Source organism: Chryseobacterium sp. ISL-6, from assembly GCF_018613715.1.
In the GTDB taxonomy this organism is placed as follows: domain Bacteria; phylum Bacteroidota; class Bacteroidia; order Flavobacteriales; family Weeksellaceae; genus Chryseobacterium; species Chryseobacterium paludis.
Window position 1 is genome coordinate 250,790 of record NZ_JAGGPT010000001.1, and the last position, 18,871, is coordinate 269,660.

An 18,871-nucleotide genomic window follows, 5' to 3' on the forward strand; every position below is an offset into this window, starting at 1 on the left:
TGACAAAAATCAAAAAAAACATTTTTCTTAATTCTACTAAAATTGAGTTTTTTACGCCACTTTAAATAACCGTTTATTAAAACATTACGGTAAAATTTGGAAAGATTATTTAGAAAAGTTACGATACGAAAAATAAAAAGAGTTACATTGAAATCACATAACTCTTTCTTTAGTTTTATTTTAAAATAAATTAACCTTTTACTACCCCAATCCTTGATTTTACTGGAATATTATAGGTATTTAAACTTGGTGTTTGCCCATGGAAATCAAAATCGATATTCACTCCTGGTCTGAAAATTAAACAATGGGTAGATCCACCAAAATGGAAGGTCCCTGTTGGATCTCCTTTTTTGATATGATCTCCTACTTTTACGGTGATCTCACAACTGGAAACTTCTGCCATACCGATAGCTACAAAGCACATCAATCCAATTTTTGGATTGTCTGACTGTATAAAGATCAATGCACGCGCAGCCAATTCGGCAATATAGCCCTGAGAATCATTAGGACCTGCAGGATCGTAACCTTCTACGGGAGCTTCAGCATAATACGTACCCGGCACATTCTGAATAGCGACTACTCTACCATCTACCGGACTGTTCCATCGGTGATAGGTTTTAGCACAAAGAAATGCCTGATATACAGTACTGTTATCTCCAAATTGTTGTGATAGCGGATGATTGTTCATAATATCCACTAGTGAATAGGGCTGTCCTTTCATCCAGAACTTATCTCTCATCATCGCGTTGGTTACACAATTATAGGGAGCCGATTCACAGGCACTTACAATAACGGAAGGATCTTTGTCCGCATTGCTTACTTCCCTTACACCGGGATTAAACTCACGGGTGAAGAAATCATCCCAGCTTTTATAACCAAAATAAGGCTGAGTGGGCTGACATTGATAGTTATATATAAAATTGGATAATGCATCCTGTGGATCATTGCCCTGCCCTCTCAACGGATCCATAGCGGCAATTGCTTCCAGAGCCTCCGGTGAAAACCAGCCAACAGGATTGGTGTAATCTGGTTGTGGCTGATGTATCGGACCGTTGACAAGAACATATTTTGAAGCTTCAGATTGAAGAAATACTTTCCATTCGTTCAGGATCACATTTAGTTTTTCGTTAACCACCGTATTGGTGAATGCTAAATATCCGCCACTGGTTCCCATTGCCCAATCTAAAATAGCATTGATGGGAAAGCCAACCAGTCCTATTGTGTTTTCTATCGTGCTGTAGCATGGTGCTTCCTGTAGAATCTGATTCATGACGAGAAGCATGGTGTCAAAGTTTTTTACAGGTTCATTGTAACCCTGCGGAATTTCATCATACATACTGGTGAAGCTCATATACAAAATTGGATCATTGTATATGGTATCTCTAAGATCAGCAATAGCCGGATTTATGGCAAGTTTAGAATGTTTGGCCTGATTGACCTTCTTTTCTATCCAGCTATTTAGAAAATTCCTGTCGGAAGGAAGCCATTTTCCAACCCTGTACTTTACATGATTCATAATATTCAGTTTTTTCGCTCCCTACTCATTTGGCTTTTCGGAATTGCGCCCCGTTTTGTAATGGTTTCTGGTCTCCATGGTTATTAAGATTTAGTATCCTAAATTTACGACGGGAAATAAAGAGAAACAAGAGTATTTCTACTTAAAGGGAAATACGTATAACTACTGACTGTATTTTGTAAGAAAGCTTAATGTGGGAATGAGCTGGAACATGGCCTGTAATAGAAAGGTTTAGTATATTTACCAAAACATTTGATCATCATTGACACCTACATCAACTTTTGAATTTGTAATGCCAGATAACCAACGTGCTGCACAATGTGCACTCAGCGTTCCTCTATTACTTCTGATAACGGTTATCGGAGGAAAAATAATAGATATTCATATCAATTGGCTGCTAGGTATCAGCATCATTGAATTTATTATATTATCTTTTATCTCTATCCGGTGGATGTGGAGAAAAGAACGTATTGTATTCTACCCGGATCATATGGAATCAGATCTCTATGGGAGAATTTATTTTAGAGATATTATAAAAATCGTTTCACCATGGTATTTCATGTATCGAGGCTTTAAACTCCGATTTACTGATAGTAGATCATGCCATTGGGCAATTAGTAATCCACGGCCTTCCCAACCCTTGAGTAACACACAGGAGGAGGTTGATGCTTTTAATAATTTTAAAGAAATGTTAGAGAAAAAGATTGACAATTTTCATAACAAAAAACTCGATTAAAGAATAACAACAATACCAATTATTTTAATTACTCCTTCTTTTTTGGTGGATATTCGATACCTTCATCAATGATCAATTCATAACCGTATTTCATAATAGTTTCTATGACAGGAATTGCTTTTTCTCCCTTTTCTGTTAAGCTATACTCTACTTTTGGTGGGACGACCGGAAAAACTTTTCGGTTAACCAATCCTTTACTTTCCAACTCTCTGAGCTGACTGGTAAGCATTTTATCAGTAATGTGTGGAATGTCTTTTTTCAGTTCATTAAATCGTAACGCTTTCTCTTGCAAACGCCACAAAATAGGCATTTTCCAGGTTCCTCCTATATGGTTTAATGCAAACTCTATAGGGGTATAGTATAGTCTCTTATCGTGGAAAAACTCAGGCATAAAATGAAATTAATTTTGCTTACACTTTCTAAAAGGTTAGTATATCACTTATTAGTAAGTATATGATTTATTGATAGTGCTTTTTGCAAATTTGCAAAAAATATTTTAAATGAAATCAAAAAGAACACTTTACATTTTGGCGTTAGGCATCTTTGGTATTGGTACCACTGAATTTGGTGTGATTGGTATATTGCCGCAATTGGCAACTGCATTTGATGTAAGTATTGAGAAAGCAGGTTGGTTATTGAGTGGTTTTGCGTTAGCAGTTGCTGTTTCCGGACCATTTATGATGATGCTTTTATCTTTTTTTAAAAGAAAAAATTTAATGGCATTTGTTTTAGGGATCTTTGCTCTCTCCAACTTACTTTCTATCATTGCCCCCAATTTTGGACTTCTGCTTGCTGCAAGAATTTTACCTGGATTTTTTCATCCTGTTTACTGGTCTATTGCTTTATCTTCCGCAGCTAATTTAGTTTCCGAAAAAGAAGCTCCCAGGGCTGTAAGTATCGTCTTTGGCGGCTTTACCATTGCAAGTATTCTGGGTATCCCTATTGCTACATTAATGGCAGATGTATTTAATTGGCAATCATCTTTTATCCTTTATGCTGTTATAAATGTTATTTCATTTGCTGGAATATTGCTCTTTTTACCGAACATTCCAATTCCGGATAAAAAAGCAGCAGGTACAAATAGTAGTATTTTTAAGAAGAAGGTTTTATGGATCAACTTGTTGGTAGCTTGTTTTATCATTGCGGCAATGTATGCTACTTATGGATATATGGCTGATTACCTGGGAAAAGTAAATAGAATGAATGGCAAGGAAATAAGTATTCTCTTATTTATTTTTGGAGTTGCCGGAATTTTTGGCAATCAGTTGGCGGGTAAATTTTTATCTAAAAGCATCTATATCACTACACTTTTATTTATCCTGTCTTTAGGTGTTGTGCATCTTTTACTTTATAATTTAGGGACAGAATTTATATCGGTTGCCATCATGATAGCGATCTGGGGCCTGGTGCATTCTGGTGGTTTTCTCATCAGCAATATTAATGTAACTTCTTCAGCACCTGAATCGCGTGAATTTATTAACAGTATTTTTACTTCTTGTGGAAATATTGCTGTTACATTAGGGACAAGTATTGGAGGTTTTTGGATTGCCCATTTTGGTATTCATCAAATTATTTGGTCAAGTATGTTGTGTTTAGCTGTTTCGTTTTTAATTCTTCTTCTTAAAAAGACAGAAATAGTGAGCTCAGACATTATTAAGAAAACCCCTGCTTAGCTAGGGGTTCTTGAAATTTATACAATCTTTTTATGGATTGTTATGATGGTCCTCTGGCTTATAAACAACAAGTTTGTTCATTAGGAATACAGCCTCCTGAAGGTGTACACCAGTAATGATTTTTTGGGCATACCGAAGCTGCACCTTTGATTGTTTTTAAATCCTCTTTTGAAATTTTTTTGAAATTTTTCATTTTAAATAATTTAGTGGTTTGTTATGTAAATATGATGAATATTTTCCTAACTAACTGTTAATCATTTGAAAAAAAACAATAAGAATTGTATTATTTGATACCAATAACCTTCAAAGCGGTAGAACTTAAATATATTTCATCGAAAACTGTAAGAGACTCAATGTCTTCAAATGTCTGAAATTTCAAATCGATCTTGTTAAATGAGAGTTCAATAGAATCATCATAGGATGCCACAATTCTCACCACTGAATACCCATTATAAGCTACTTTAAAACCTTCAAAAAAACAGTTTTGTTCTGCCTTTTGGTAGATGCGGTTTTCTTCAAATCCGGGACCTCCGAAGTTATCATTTTCTTTTTGGGTATTATGTTCAAGAGATTTCCAGCTTATATAATTTTTAGGTTCTTTCAAAATGTTTCCATCTGGATCTACAGGAACAAACATTCCAAGAGTTAAGGGATGTTTCAGCAGGTTTGCATAGTTATTCACCAGATTTAATGTCTGAAGATCGGCATATCCTTCGTTTGAATAATATTCAAGAACGAAAGTGGTCATTGGAATAAGCTTATGGGAGGCATGAGGTGTCACCATCAATAATTTTGTGTTGTGAATGAATGTTATATTTTGGCAAATATACAAGTTTAGTATAAATACACATTCTTCATAGTGTTCAAGAATACAGTTTAAGACAGTGTTTTGCAGTATTTTTTCTTAGAATAAATAAGATTAGTAAATGAGTAATAATTATTCATAACAGAGATATGGTTATGAACTCAAGTAATTGAGATACCATTTATTTAAGGTTATGCCCGAATTTTGCATTAGAAAAAAGTATAAACACAATATCATGCAGACTATATTAGGTGCCAATGGCCAGATTGGTGAAGAACTGGCAAGAGAACTGAAACGAAACTTTACTTCTGATATTAGAATCGTGAGCAGAAACGCAAAGAAAGTGAATCCTACAGATACAATATTCTCTGCAGATCTATCTGTTAGAGAAAATGCTATTGAAGCTGTAAAAGGGAGTGAAATTACCTATTTTACTTTAGGACTGCCTATGAATTCTGATCTATGGGAAAAACGATTTCCTCTCATTACCAAAAATGTAATCGAAGCTTGTAAAATCAATGGAAGTAAATTGGTGTTTTTTGACAATACCTATATGTATCCGCAAAACGACAAGGTTCTCACTGAGAACACCCGCTTTTCGCCAATTGGAAGGAAAGGCAGAGTGAGAGAAGAAATGGCAGATATGCTTTTAAAAGAAATGAAAGCAGGAGAAATAGAAATAGTAATCTGTCGAGCTCCTGAGTTTTATGGTCCTGGTAAGACACAAAGTATTACAAACGCTTTTATTTTTGATGCAATAAAAGAAAGTAAAAAGCTCAAAGTACCATTGAGAGATGATAAGTTAAGAAGTCTGATATGGACTCCAGATGCAAGCAGGGCCACTGCTCTAATTGGAAATACTCCTGATGCATTCGGACAGACCTGGCATCTTCCGGTAGATGATCATAAATTAACTTACAAGGAGTTTATTGCTTTAGCTTCTGAAATTTATGGGCAGGAATTTAAATATTTTACAATTCCTAAATTTGCTTTTAAGCTTAGTGCTTTATTCAATGAAAACGCAAAAGAGCTGCAGGAATTGCTGCCAAGATATGGATATGACAATCTTTTTGATGATTCAAAATTCAGAAATAGATTTCCTGATTTTGAGGTAACAACCTATAGAAAGGGAATAGAGCAAATAAAGAAAGAACAGCAGGCTTTAATATAATAGTCAATTTAAGATGTATCATTATTTAATAATATAAAAAATGAAAACACCGGAAAAAATAAATTCAATTACCGCATTGCACAGCTATTTGAACCTTAAAAGGCCTTCAAATCCACTGATCAGTGTTTTGATTTTAATGAAGTTTCTGTGCATCATGAAACTCTTCTTAATACTGTAAGTACGGATTTCTATGTTATTGCGATTAAAAATGAATGTGCAGGAAAGTTCAGGTATGGGCAGCATTACTATGACTTTGAAGATGGGATTATGTATTTTATTGCACCGAATCAGGTTGTACAGTTTGAAAATATCCTGTTGTCTGAAGTAAAAGGCAGTGTGATTGTTATTCACCCCGATTTTTTACAGGGATATCCATTAGCTTCTGCTATCAAAGATTATGGTTACTTTTCGTATTCTGCTAATGAGGCTTTGCATCTTTCTGAAAAAGAAGAAAAGTTGGTTACGGATATCATAGATAATATACGAAGAGAAACAGAAAATAATATGGATATTTTCACCCAGGATTTATTGATATCTAATATTGATCTGCTTTTAAAATACTCAGACCGTTTTTATAACCGTCAATTTTTAACAAGAAAAAAAGTAAACAATGATCTTTTAAACCACCTGGAAACTTTACTTGACGAACAGTTTAAAAATGATAATTTAATGATCAATGGTATACCTTCCGTGCAATTTATCGCAAAAAAACTTCACATCAGCCCAAACTATCTGAGTGATACATTGCGAATTCATACCGGACAAACAACACAGCAGCATATACAGTACAGATTAATAGAAAAGGCTAAGGAATTACTGTCAACAACTTCTATGTCAGTTTCTGAAATTGGTTATCATTTGGGCTTTGAATATCCGCAATCATTCCACCGATTATTCAAGAACAGAACATCTGTTTCTCCGCTTGAATTCAGACAAATGTTTAATTGAATAGTAAAAGGGGATTAATCTTATTTTGCGTCTTTCTCTATACCTTCCTGAAATTCGATCAGTGCTTTTGTGGTTCCAGATTTCAGGCTTCCGTTTTTCTCACCTTCGTCCCAGGTTTTAAAAGCTTTATCTTTTAATCCCAATGTGTAGTAATAGCTTCCTAAAACCGTGTATCCTTCGGGTTCACCGAGGTCTATTATTTTCTTTGATAATGCAATTAATTCCGGATGAGGTTTTATTTTTTTTGAAGCAATCTTTGCAGGATCACTTAATAGGCCAGGTGTATATTCCATCATTTTCAGTCCGAAAAGGTTCATACAGGCTTTGGCTAAACCTTTGTTACAAAGTTCTTCATTTATTCCAGCAGTTTTACTGGAAAGCAATGCTTCAAAATCGAGATCAGATTTTGAAGAGCTTTTTGTTTTATCATAGTATTCGGCTAAAAGCTGTGCTTTTTTTTGAGCATCTACGGGATTTTTTCTGTTATTGATTTCCGAACTGTCCTTTTTGGGAATCCAAATACCCTTTTCTACCCAGTTTGAAACCCCTGTAAGTTTCCCTTTTTTAATTTTAAAAATAAATATGCTTTTATCAGGATAGATGATCAGGCTATCATTTCGTGTAAAATAATCACCATAATCCATATCGGATATTAGAACTTTCCCATTGCCATCGAAGTTAAAACTGTTGTAAAATGTTTTATCATTTGTTGCTTTGTAATAACCCTGAAGGGAATTATCAGCATCCTGTGCTGAGATGATATAGCTGAATAGGAGTAGTAATAGGAATAATAATCTCTTTTTCATAATTCGTCAAATTCTTTTAATACCTTATGTTTTCTTTGCTACAAAACTATTGAATAGAAATGATTATCCGCCTGATAAATATCAAATTCTTAGACCAATCATGAAAGTAACTCCCATAAATATTTTATTATATTTGTTACCGTTTTTAGAGAAGTTTATGATGAGAGAAATTGGTTTATGGCATTATGTAAGGGTATTTAATATATTTTTAATGCTAACCCATTTGTTCATTTTTAAAACAGATTACAGTCATTTATCTTTAAAGGCGTTAAATACTTATCATAGGTTTAAAGCAAATTCTCATAAAAAATGCAGTAAGATCTATCTTCAGGAAAACAATAGAACTCCAATAAAATGCAATAACAATTATTGCTACAGTTTTTCATCATTCTTTGTGGCTTCTTTTTCATCTTTTATATGCCATAAAAGTATTGACCAGGATATAGAAAATAGGTTCTTTTTATATGACGATCCACCCTATTCTTCTTTTTTTAATTCAATCTGGATTCCGCCCAAAATAAGTATTTAATTTTCAGATCGTTATTCGACATAAACTAATACCTTCAAACTTCTAATAAGGTATCAGATAATTTATATCCCAGATATGAACGGATAAACCATATCTGGATCTTTACGAAAATGGAATACAATTATTCCAATACTCAAATTATTATCTAATTTTAAACTGACATGACGGAACTTCTTTCATGAATCTTGTCAATGTTATTTAATTAAAATAAATTAAAAAATATAATGAAAACAACAATATCAAACTTCGAAAAAAACAGCAAAAATATTTATATCATCTGCAGAATATTAATCGGATTATTTTTCTTTATAGCAGGTTTCAATAAATTATTCCATCCCATATTTCAAGGGTATATGTTTAATACCATTAGCAATATAGGATTTCCTTTTCCACAATTTACGGCTAATTTTACGGCATTTTGTGAGTGTATATTTGGACTGTTTTTGATGATAGGTTTATGGACCAGACTTAGCTCTGTTTTCCTGATCATCATTATACTTGTTGCGTTATTTACCCATGATCTGGCTACAATTCCCAAAGAGCTTATTCCTGTTAAACCAGAAACCGGAGTATACGAAATGGATCCTTTTACATGGTTGAGTTATTTCCTTTACCTACCACAAACCTTGTATTTACTGTTTTTAGCACTTTTCCTATCACATGGATGTGTTGGATTTGGAATTGATAGCTTTAGAAAAAACAAATATTTAGTTAATCGTTGAAAAACCCTTTTATAATCTCAGTTTAGTAATGAAGACGGAAAGAAATTTTTACTTTTACTGAATACAATTTATATCCGTAATTATGAAATTAGAATTATATCAAATCGATGCCTTTACAGATGAACTTTTTAGAGGAAATCCGGCATGCGTTGTTCCTTTGAAAGAATGGCTTCCTGATGAAACACTTCTAAAGATTGCCATGGAAAATGCAGTAGCTGAAACAGCCTTTTTTATCGACAACGGTTCAACAACACATCTGAGATGGTTTACTCCAGAAATTGAAATGGATCTTTGTGGGCATGCAACATTAGCAACGGCTCACTGTTTGATTTCGATTCTAAACTATAACAGGGATGAAATTATCTTTGAAACAAAAAGTGGTGAATTGAAAGTTATTTTTCAGGATGGACTGTATGAGCTTAATTTTCCTTCCAGAATGCCGGTACCATCTGTTTTACCGGATATTATTTCTAAATCATTAAATATTCAGCCGAAAGAAGTATTCAAGTCAAGAGATTATGTTTTGGTCTATGATACCGAAGAGGATATAAAAGACATCAAAATTGACAGGCAGACTTTTGATCTTATTAATTTAGATCCTGGTGGTGTGGTTATCACAGCGAAAGGAAATGACAGCGATTTCGTTTCAAGATATTTTACCTCACAATCCAGTATCCTGGAAGATCCTGTAACAGGCTCTGCACACTGCTCATTAATTCCTTTCTGGTCGAAGAGATTGGGAAAGAAAGATCTTTTTGCCGTACAACTTTCCGAAAGGCTTGGGAAATTATATTGTGAAGATCAAGGTGAGCGGGTAATCATTGCAGGAAAAGCAAAAACCTATTCCGCAGGACATCTGTGGATAGAATAAAATTTTTTAAACCAGAGGCATTTTATGGAAAGCTCCCCAAAGGGAGCTTTTCTTATTTATAATAAAGATTTTACAATGGTGATAAGGCTCATTACAATAACCACCATACCTACAACCACAAACATTTTTTTAGTCGGTAACTTTGTGGTAAGCATGGCTGAAAAAGGAGCTGTAAAAACGCCACCCAGCAAAAGTCCCAATACGATATTCCAATGATGAATTCCAATGGTAAAAATAAAGGTGATCGCACTGGTGATGGTGAGCAAAAATTTAGCAACGGTGGAACTACCAACAACATAACGGGGATTCCTTCCTTCTTTAATTAAAGTTCCCGTAACCAACGGTCCCCATCCTCCACCAGCAAAGGAATCAATGAAACCACCAACCAGTCCTAAAACTCTAAGGTTTGTTTTCTTTTTAGCTTTAACAAGACCTGTTTTCTTTTCCTTGAAAGCATTTTTTAAAATATTTAGTCCCAAGTATAAGGTGTAACAAGCGATAATGGGTTTTACAATATGAGCATAATACTCGCCGTAATGGGATAATGTTAATGCTCCAATCACTGAACCTACAATGGCTAATGGAAACAATACCCAAACCATTTTTTTATTGACGTTTCCTAATTTATAATGACTAAAACTTCCAGCCGCTGTCGTAAAGGATTCGGCAGAGTGAATACTGGCACTAACTACTGGTGGCGGAACATTAAGCAATAATAAAATGGTTGTACATATTACTCCATAGCCCATTCCCATTGATCCTGCAACGATTTCCGCCAAAAAACCGGCAAGCAGCATCCAATAAAAGATGTGACCATCTTTGCTGAGAAAAACCTGAATAGCATCGGACAGATCAAACTGATAAATAATAAGTCCGAATACCCCAACAAGAAGCAGAACTCCTATAATAGCCAGATAAATATTAGCTTTTCTTTGGGCTATCTTGGTGATTTTGATTAATTTTTCAATTTCCAGATCTGATTTTGAAGGGCTATTTTTTCTATCAGAGATATATTGGGTTGTCACTCTGTTCAGTTCTTTCACTTTATAATTAAAATCACCTTTTAGCTCATTGCGTATATTTTGCATATTGTCCAGTACGTGATCCATTTCGTCGGGGATCACTTCTGTGAAAGTTTCACGCAATCTCTTGGCAATGGTTGGTGATTTTCCATTGGTTGAAATAGCGATTTTAAGACTGCCCTTTTTTACAATCGAACCTAGGTAAAAGTCGCACAGATCAGGCTTGTCAGCCACATTAACGAGCACATTATGTTGATAGGCGTGATTTTTAATCTGCCCGGCTATTACAATATCATTGACTGCTATAACGGCCAGATCAATATCCTTAAAATCATAAATGTTATAAGACCTTTCGTATATCGTTAAATTAGGAAATTGAGACTGTAAAGATCTAATCTCTGGAATAATTTCCCTGGCCACCAATTTAATAAAGGTGTTAGGAGAATTACCTAGTATTGATTCTAATTTTTCGAGAGCCACCTTACCACCACCAATAATTAATAATGATAACTTCTCTAGTTTTAGAAATACGGGATATAAGGAGTTGCTCATTTTGATGATAATTTTAAATCATAAGTAAAGGCGAGATAGTATAACCCACCGATTTCCGGACCTGCTGCATATTGAAAATAACGTCTGTTAAGAAGATTGGTAGCTCCGATTTTCACATTGGCATTAATCTCCGGAAGTTTCCAGGTGGCCTGAGCATCAACGGTATAATAAGCCGGGATATTTCCTGAAGCTAACGGGCTCTCCCATAAAAATTGATTCTGCCATCTGGCTACGATCGTAACCCCAATATTCTTGATAATTTCCCTGTTTCCTACACTAAGATTTACCATCCATTTCGGCGTATTGAAAGAGGTAATAAACAGGTCCGAATTAGTATTTGAAGCCAGATCATTGTAAGAAACATTAGCATTGACATTATAATTTTTTATAATGTTATAGCGAATACCCAGAGAGGTTCCATAACTTTTATAGGTATTGTTGCTATTGGTATACACTCTGTATCGGTCTTGCTTACTGCGGTCAATCATATCAAGAACTGCATTTTCACTGCCTACTTTACCATTTTTAGGAACAGCCACTTCAACTTGGCCAAGGAATCCTTCATAGATGTTATAGTAGAAATCCCAATCTAAAACCAACTTATTATTAAAGAAAACTGATTTATAACCCACTTCAAATGAATTGATCTTTTCAGGCTGTAGCTTTTGCAGGTTGGCAACCATTAAAAGGTTTTTGTTATCCAAAGCCGCTTGATTTGGCGTTTTTCCTCCATCTACATCCGCATTCACAGCAGACGTAAATTTGTCGATTGAGGCCAATGTGTATGAATTGTCCAGATAATCTAATCCTTCATTCACTTTAGATAATCCTCCAACCCTTCTTACATTTCCGTTATTGACGAATGAAAGGGCTTCAAACAGTGAAGGAAAACGATATCCGTTTTGAAAAGATGCCCTGAAGTTATGCTGATTGACAGGAGAATAGACAATACTAATTCTTGGATTTAGTTTTGCCTCAAATTCAGGATTCCTGTCAACACGTAAAGCGGCATTAAGCTTTAATTTATCATCAAAGAAAAGCTTGGTTACCTGTGCGAAAACACCATATTTTTGATAGATAACATCTTTACCAAATGTACCATTGGATAAAGGAATATTTCTCTCCTTAACCGGTCTGTCAAAATCAACAAAATTATTTCCGTCCGGTGTTATGCTGTATAAGCGATAATCAATACCGGCAAGTAAATTAAATATTTTCACAAATCTGCTGAGATCGTATGTAAGCTCTCCCTGATAAAAGCGGGATTTCTGTTCGAGTTTAGCCCCACCAGTTGCCGGAGCTCCAACAACCCCTCCATTGGCAGAATCCCAGTTATTGATCCCAATAATAGTATTTTTTAGCTGGTCAAAAGCATAAGTTCCCGGGACTACTCTATTTTTGTCTGATTCTCTCCGGGCAAGAATAAAAGCATCATTAAGGTTTATACCAGAGTTAATATTATTTTGCAAAGCCGACTGAAATATGTTTTTCCAATTGGTATTGGAAAGATTGGTCAGATCCAGATTATCAGCCAGTGGTTTTAAATTATAAGAATCTCCGGTATTTTCTATAGATACATAAGCTCTGAAGGTAAGTTCTTTGCCCGTTAGTTCAACTTTATGATTTTGGACCGTTGCATTTTGTAACCTGATCTTATTCCCTCTTTGGAAAGTTCCGTCCAGTAATCCATATCGATAGACATATGATGCTCTCCACTGATCGCCAAAACGATAATATAATCCGGCATCAAATTTTATATTTTTTACTTCGGGACTTACCAGATCCTTCTCCAAATAACCCGTTCTTGAAACATTGAATGTCGTAGGTTTTCCATTATAATCCACTTTTACGGCAACTCGGTTATTTCTTTCGTCTCCATATTTATTCCAAAGATCTTCGGCAGGGTTATTCGTTAATGGAAAATTGGGATTAGCGGTAATTAATGGATTGGCATTCTGATCGGTTTGATTATTAGAGATCCAATCGACACCACTAAAATAAGAGGCATTGACTTTTACGGCCAGATTTTTATTTAAAGCTTTTGCAAAACGTATTGCACTTTCTCCCAGAGAACTTATTTTGTGATTAACATTGTCTACATGATTCACACCACCCCTGAAGTAAACGCTCAGTCCTTCAGAAGTAAAAGGATCTTTGGTTTGAAGGCTTGCCAATCCATTGATGGCATTCATTCCATAAAGAGCAGATGCAGCTCCCGGAGTCACCTCCATAGACTGAATATCCAGTTCCGTTGGTCCTATTGCATTTCCTAAGGGGACTCCCAAAGTAGCCGACTGTACATCAACACCATCCACCAATTGCATAAAGCGGAAATTATTGGGTGAATTGAAACCCCGGGAATTAGGGATTTTTAGAGTCAGACTGGAAGTTAAAAGCTGTAAACCTTTTACATTTTCCAGTGTTTCATAAAATGACGCAGCCGGACTCTCACGGATGGCTCTGATATCAATCTTTTCAATAGCTATAGGTGATCGCAATACTTTTTCAGGAACCCTTGAGGCTGAAATAACCACTTCGTCTATGATTGCATTCTGAGGGTTGAGCTCGATGGCTATTTTATTTGAAAGAGAAAGGATTTCAACCGTCTGACTGGTAAAGCCTTCTTTATTGATGATAATTCTGAATGGTATTTTAACCCTTGTTCTTATTTTAAAATTTCCCTGCTGATCGGTTAATGAGGTGTCTTGTGTATTTTCAACCTGAACCTTTACTGCGGTAATACCTTTTTGAGTATCTGTATTTTTGATAATTCCACTTAATTCTATAAGCTGCTGTTGGGCTTCTGCAAGGTTAAAAAATAAGAGTGTAAATACTAGAATGCCCGTTTTTTGCAGAAAATATATCTGCCTTTTATGTTTCATTTTTTATCTGTTTTTAGGTTACTATGAATGAACTTATTTAAACTTTTTTTGATAAGGGAGATTGTTGGAGGATGAATTTTGAACTACAAAAGTTATTATACTTGGGAGATTTTACGTTAAAAGCTTTACGTACAGTAAGTGTATGTAAGTAATTAAAATAAAAGTTTTTAGGAGTTTTGTAGTTTAAATCAGTTTAAATAGTTTTAATGTTATTATTGATTAAAAATCAACAACACATACACATTCGCATACCTAAAAGATGATGATCGAATTTCTTAGTTTTTTTATGTTGGTCAATAAGATGGGTCATATTTTCAATTTTAGTTTTTATAAGAGCATAATGATGATGTGTTTGAATTTTTAGGAGCTTCATTAATTTAAGTTTTGTAAGTATCGATATGAAAAATCTCCAAATGTTTCTTCAGCAAGTTTCTCCTTTACATAAATTCCAAAAAGTTCATCCAGCGTTTCCAGGATCTCTTCTTCGCCGATATTTTCTTTGAATTTGGTGTTGAGACGCATTCCTAGTCTGTCCCCACCAATATGAAGATTGTATTTTCCATAGGCTGTTCCCACAAATCCGATTTCTGCATTAGGAGATCTTCCACAGCCATTGGGACATCCTGTCATTCTTATTGTAATATCTTCCTGTAAAAGGCTATATTTTTCAAGCATCGGTTCTATTTTAGTCACTAAAGAAGGCAGATAACGCTGTGCTTCAGCCAATGCTAATGAACAAGTATTTAATGCCACACAGGCAACTGAATTTTTACGGAGAGCACTGGCACCTTCAGTAGAGTCTGAAATTCCAAATTCTTTCAGAAGATTTTCAACTTCAGGCTTATCCACTTCTTTAATATCTGCAAGAATTAAGTTTTGGTTACAGGTAAAACGGAAGTTGACTTTGCCTGCTTCTGCAATTTTTAATAACCCAGATTTTAAAGGATATTTTTCGATGTCTAAAACTCTTCCATGTTCAACAAACACAGTATAGAACCATTTTCCTTCATGATTTTGTATCCAGCCGTAACGGTCTTTTCTTTGCTCAAACCTGAATGTTCTGGCAGGTTCAAAAGCAAAACCTGTTCTTTTCTCAACTTCAGCCCTATATCCATCAATTCCCAGTTTATCGATCGTATATTTTAATCTTGAAAGTTTTCTATCATTTCTGTTTCCAAAGTCTCGCTGTACCGTAATAATCTCATATACGGTTTTTAAAACTTTCTCTTCCGTATCCACAAACCCTAATAGAGAAGCCAGACGGGCATACGTAGCTTCATTTCCGTGAGTTGCCCCTAATCCGCCTCCGGCAGCAATATTATATCCTACGATCTGATTGTTTTCAATGATGGCAATCAATGCGATATCATTGATGAATACATCCACATCATTATTGGGCGGAATGGCAATTCCTATTTTCAATTTTCGGGGAAGGTATCTGTCTTGGTAGAGAGGATCTTCTTCAACTTTCCTATCGACAATTAGTTCATCATCAATCCAGATATCATAATATGATTTTGTCTTTGGAAGGCACATTTCACTTATTTTACCGGCAAGCTCATAAGCTTCCTGATGTAATGGTGACTCTGAAGGGTTTGCTGTACAGGTTACATTTCTATTCACATCACCACAGGCTGCAATAGAATCGAGATGTTGCAGATTGAAATTCTGTATGGTTGGTTTTAAATGGGATTTTAAAATACCATGTAACTGAATCGTCTGTCTTGTGGTTATTTTTATGGTTCCTGTGGAATGATCTTCGGCAATTTTATTCAATCCGATCCATTGTTCGGAATTTAAAAAGCCTCCAGGAAGCCTTAGCCTGATCATATAAGAATAAAGCCATTCCAATTTTTTACCTACGCGTTCTTCTCTTCTGTCTCTGTCGTCCTGTTGATACATTCCATGGAACTTGATCAGAGTTTGATCGTCTTCTCTTATAGATCCTGTGAAGTCATCCGAAAGACTCTCTTTTAAAGTCCCTCTGAGTCCGTTACTACCGGTTTTAATCCTTTCTACCGGCGAAAGGTTATCTTTATTACTCATAACTGTTTTCTTTTAATTTTACTGACTTGATTTAATAAACATCTTTAGCATATCTGCCATTGAGCTCCATTTCTTCGAGATAAATTAGAGCCTCTTCTTTGCTGCGTTTTCCCTGATCCTGAATAATATTCAAAAGGGTGTCTTCAACATCCCCGCTCATCGGTTCTTTAGTACCACATACATAAACAGATGCTCCGCCTTCAAGCCAGTAGAATACTTCCTGAGCTTTTTGTTTCAGTTTATGTTGAACATATACTTTTTCGGCTGTATCTCTGGAGAATGCCATGTCTAGGTGGGTTAGTGTTCCTGTTTTCAGGAAATCAATCATTTCTGACTGATAAAGAAAGTCTGAGATGAAATTCCGGTCTCCAAAAAAGAGCCAGTTCCTTCCTTCTGCTCCTATTGCATCGCGCTCCCAAAGGAATGATCTGAAAGGAGCAATGCCAGTTCCCGGCCCAATCATAATGATATCTTTATCTGTTTCAGGCAATCTGAAATGTCCGGCTTCCTGAATATAAAATTCAAGACTTTCTCCTTCCGTAAATCCACTGAGAAATCCACTGCATAGACCATTTTGTTTCTGATCATCAAGTAAGAATTCTGACTTGGCAACAGTAATATGAATCTCATTTTCACCATGAGCTTCCAAAGAAGAAGAAATAGAATACAGACGGGGTGACTGACCTGTTAATACTCCGATCACTTGTTCAAATTCATCAGCATTTTTCACCGGATAGATCCGAAGCAGGTCGAGAAGACCCAAGCGGACTTCCGGAATCGAATGTCCCGTAATCTTTGCATATTGGGCAACGACGGTTTTAAGTAAATAACTTATATTAAGATGCCTGTACAAAAGCTCTTCTATACTGGCCGTAACTTTTGATATCTCGATCTGTTTTTTAGGATCAATTCCTGTCAGTTCAATAATTTCTTCTACTACAGATTTCGAATTGATCGGTAAAATACCCAAAGCTGCCCCTGGATGATAAATCAGTGCTTCTTCAGTTTCTATTTCTATATGATAGGTTTCTTTTTCAGAAGTAATATCATTCAGATTGATGATTGTTGAAACCTTTCCATGGTATTTTTTTCTGCCTGTTGAAGTTTTTGGTGCCGAAGTATTCTTTATACTATTCTGAGTGGTTTTATTTACCGTTTCAAAGATATGTTCTATCCAGTTACCAGCTTCTTCTTCATAATCAATATCACATTTTTTCAATGGGATTATCCGTTGAGCTCCTAATGTTTCAAAGCGGTAATCTATATCTTCTCCTGTTTTACAAAACAAAGGATAACTGCTGTCTCCCAAGGCTAAAACCCCAAACTTGAGATGAGTGAGATCGATCTCATTCTCATGAATATGATCGTAGAATTTCTTGGCAAGAACCGGTGGATCTCCTTCTCCCTGTGTACTTATGATCACAAAGAAAAATTCTTCTTTATTCAGGTCTTTAGGTTTATATTGGGAAAGGTCAGCTAACTTAACCTGAACCCCTTTTTTCTTAATTATTCCTGCAAGCCCTGTAGCCAGTTTCTTGCTGTTTCCGGTTTCTGTACCATAAGCCAGTGTAATTTTCTTTACTGCGACCTGGTCTGTATGAATCAGTTGTTGAGGTGGCTGAACCGAAGTTGAAGGATCTGCCACAAGACCAGCGAGGTAGCCACTTGCCCAGATGGTTTCATCTCTGGAGAAATCACCTGATATCTGTTTTAATATATTAAATTTTGTTTCAGACAGCATATTCGAAAAAGTTTTGAGTTTTTGGTATTAAGCTTCCATTCACGACTGATTTAAAATAAAGGCCTTCTTTTTCTGTATTTTTCAGCCACGAAAATTCCTCATGCAGGTTAACGATCTTACCTATGACCACGAGTGAAGGTGAAGCAAAGGTTTTGTTCGAAAAGTTTGCTTCAAAATCATCGAAAGAAGAAGTGTATACCTTTTGATAAGGGGTTGTAGCCTGTTCAATGATTGCAATTTTTTTCTCTTTTGAAATATCCAGGTGTATAAACTTCTCAACAAGATCAGTAAGGTTGCCTTTAGACATATAAAAAACAAGGGTGTCGTTCGTGGCAGCAAGTTCTTTCCAATACTCAGCGGTAAGAATTTCCGACTTGTAATAGGTTAAAAATCGAACAGATGTAGCATATCCTCTCGCTGTTAGAGGCATGCCTGCATACGCGGCAGCACCTAAAGCAGCAGTAATCCCCGGAATAATTTCGTATGGAATATGATTTTCCTTCAAAGTTTGTAATTCATCCAGAATATTAGAAAATATGGATACATCTCCCCCTTTTAGCCTTACAACCGTTTTATTTTGACGTGCATAGTCTACTATTAAAGTATTAATGCGAGATTGAGGTGTTGATGCATTTTTACTGCATTCTTTACCTACATAGATCACTTCTGTAGATGTATTTACATACGTCTCTAAGATCTCAGGGCTTACCAAACGATCGCATAAGATAACATCTGCTTTAGCAATTGCTTTTACTGCCTTTACTGTGATCAGATCGGGGTTGCCGGGTCCTGCACCGATAAGGTAAACCTTAGGTGTTTTTAAATGTGTATTCATTGAAAATCTGTGTTAG

15 protein-coding genes and 1 pseudogene are annotated in these 18,871 nt (G+C 35.5%); 6 read left to right on the forward strand and 10 right to left on the reverse strand.

All coding sequences use genetic code 11. The features are described 5' to 3' along the window. Positions 1–190: 190 nt before the first annotated feature. The gene (locus J7E44_RS01180) at positions 191–1,516 is read right to left on the reverse strand and encodes a phosphatidylserine decarboxylase family protein (protein WP_214824671.1); all 1,326 of its coding nucleotides are present in this window, start codon (positions 1,514–1,516) and stop codon (positions 191–193) included. A 262-nt stretch (positions 1,517–1,778) separates the two neighbouring features. Between J7E44_RS01180 and J7E44_RS01185 the strand changes: the two genes are divergently transcribed. Beyond that, positions 1,779–2,252 (forward strand): hypothetical protein, encoded by a 474-nt coding sequence (locus J7E44_RS01185; RefSeq protein ID WP_214824673.1) that lies wholly within the window; start codon positions 1,779–1,781, stop codon positions 2,250–2,252. Positions 2,253–2,280: 28 nt separating this feature from the next. Here J7E44_RS01185 and J7E44_RS01190 read toward each other — a convergent pair whose 3' ends face one another. After that, the gene (locus J7E44_RS01190; RefSeq protein WP_251040440.1) at positions 2,281–2,643 is read right to left on the reverse strand and encodes a winged helix-turn-helix transcriptional regulator; all 363 of its coding nucleotides are present in this window, start codon (positions 2,641–2,643) and stop codon (positions 2,281–2,283) included. Positions 2,644–2,752: 109 nt separating this feature from the next. On the opposite strand from J7E44_RS01190, the gene J7E44_RS01195 reads away from it, so the two are divergent. Then, positions 2,753–3,925, forward strand: a complete 1,173-nt coding sequence (locus J7E44_RS01195; protein ID WP_214824675.1) for an MFS transporter — start codon at positions 2,753–2,755, stop codon at positions 3,923–3,925. A gap of 58 nt (positions 3,926–3,983) precedes the next feature. Here the strand turns inward: J7E44_RS01195 and J7E44_RS24060 are convergent, their stop codons facing one another. Beyond that, a complete protein-coding gene (locus J7E44_RS24060) occupies positions 3,984–4,118 on the reverse strand; it encodes a bacteriocin-like protein (protein WP_261512322.1) in 135 nt (44 codons plus the stop codon). Between the two features lie 90 nt (positions 4,119–4,208). After that, entirely contained in the window at positions 4,209–4,709 is a 501-nt protein-coding gene (locus J7E44_RS01200) for a hypothetical protein (RefSeq protein WP_214824676.1), read from the reverse strand. 256 nt (positions 4,710–4,965) lie between these two features. Between J7E44_RS01200 and J7E44_RS01205 the strand changes: the two genes are divergently transcribed. Together J7E44_RS01205 and J7E44_RS01210 are read left to right on the forward strand one after the other, a co-directional pair. After that, positions 4,966–5,901 carry an NAD-dependent epimerase/dehydratase family protein gene (locus J7E44_RS01205; RefSeq protein ID WP_214824677.1) on the forward strand — a complete coding sequence of 312 codons (936 nt, stop codon included), beginning with the start codon at positions 4,966–4,968 and terminating at the stop codon, positions 5,899–5,901. A 40-nt stretch (positions 5,902–5,941) separates the two neighbouring features. Beyond that, positions 5,942–6,849, forward strand: a pseudogene (locus tag J7E44_RS01210) (helix-turn-helix domain-containing protein). 20 nt (positions 6,850–6,869) lie between these two features. Here the strand turns inward: J7E44_RS01210 and J7E44_RS01215 are convergent. Next, positions 6,870–7,655 (reverse strand): hypothetical protein, encoded by a 786-nt coding sequence (locus tag J7E44_RS01215; protein ID WP_214824678.1) that lies wholly within the window; start codon positions 7,653–7,655, stop codon positions 6,870–6,872. Positions 7,656–8,408: 753 nt separating this feature from the next. Between J7E44_RS01215 and J7E44_RS01220 the strand changes: the two genes are divergently transcribed. Beyond that, positions 8,409–8,906, forward strand: coding sequence for a DoxX family protein (locus J7E44_RS01220; RefSeq protein ID WP_214824680.1), 498 nt, complete (start codon positions 8,409–8,411; stop codon positions 8,904–8,906). Positions 8,907–8,988: 82 nt separating this feature from the next. Beyond that, complete coding sequence (locus J7E44_RS01225) at positions 8,989–9,777, forward strand: PhzF family phenazine biosynthesis protein (RefSeq protein WP_214824683.1); 789 nt, start codon at positions 8,989–8,991, stop codon at positions 9,775–9,777. Positions 9,778–9,833: 56 nt separating this feature from the next. Here the strand turns inward: J7E44_RS01225 and J7E44_RS01230 are convergent, their stop codons facing one another. The 5 genes from J7E44_RS01230 to cobA form a co-directional block, all read right to left on the reverse strand. Then, complete coding sequence (locus J7E44_RS01230) at positions 9,834–11,351, reverse strand: TSUP family transporter (protein ID WP_214824686.1); 1,518 nt, start codon at positions 11,349–11,351, stop codon at positions 9,834–9,836. After that, entirely contained in the window at positions 11,348–14,233 is a 2,886-nt protein-coding gene (locus J7E44_RS01235; RefSeq protein ID WP_214824688.1) for a TonB-dependent receptor, read from the reverse strand. The genes J7E44_RS01230 and J7E44_RS01235 overlap by 4 nt, the downstream gene beginning before the upstream one ends. A gap of 372 nt (positions 14,234–14,605) precedes the next feature. Next, positions 14,606–16,279, reverse strand: coding sequence for an NADPH-dependent assimilatory sulfite reductase hemoprotein subunit (locus J7E44_RS01240; RefSeq protein WP_214824690.1), 1,674 nt, complete (start codon positions 16,277–16,279; stop codon positions 14,606–14,608). A 31-nt stretch (positions 16,280–16,310) separates the two neighbouring features. After that, on the reverse strand, positions 16,311–18,020 hold the full coding sequence (locus J7E44_RS01245) for a diflavin oxidoreductase (RefSeq protein WP_214824692.1): 1,710 nt from the start codon (positions 18,018–18,020) through the stop codon (positions 16,311–16,313). Further along, on the reverse strand, positions 18,010–18,855 hold the full coding sequence (gene cobA, locus J7E44_RS01250) for a uroporphyrinogen-III C-methyltransferase (protein ID WP_214824694.1): 846 nt from the start codon (positions 18,853–18,855) through the stop codon (positions 18,010–18,012). Before cobA ends, J7E44_RS01245 begins: the two co-directional genes overlap by 11 nt. Positions 18,856–18,871: the final 16 nt, after the last annotated feature.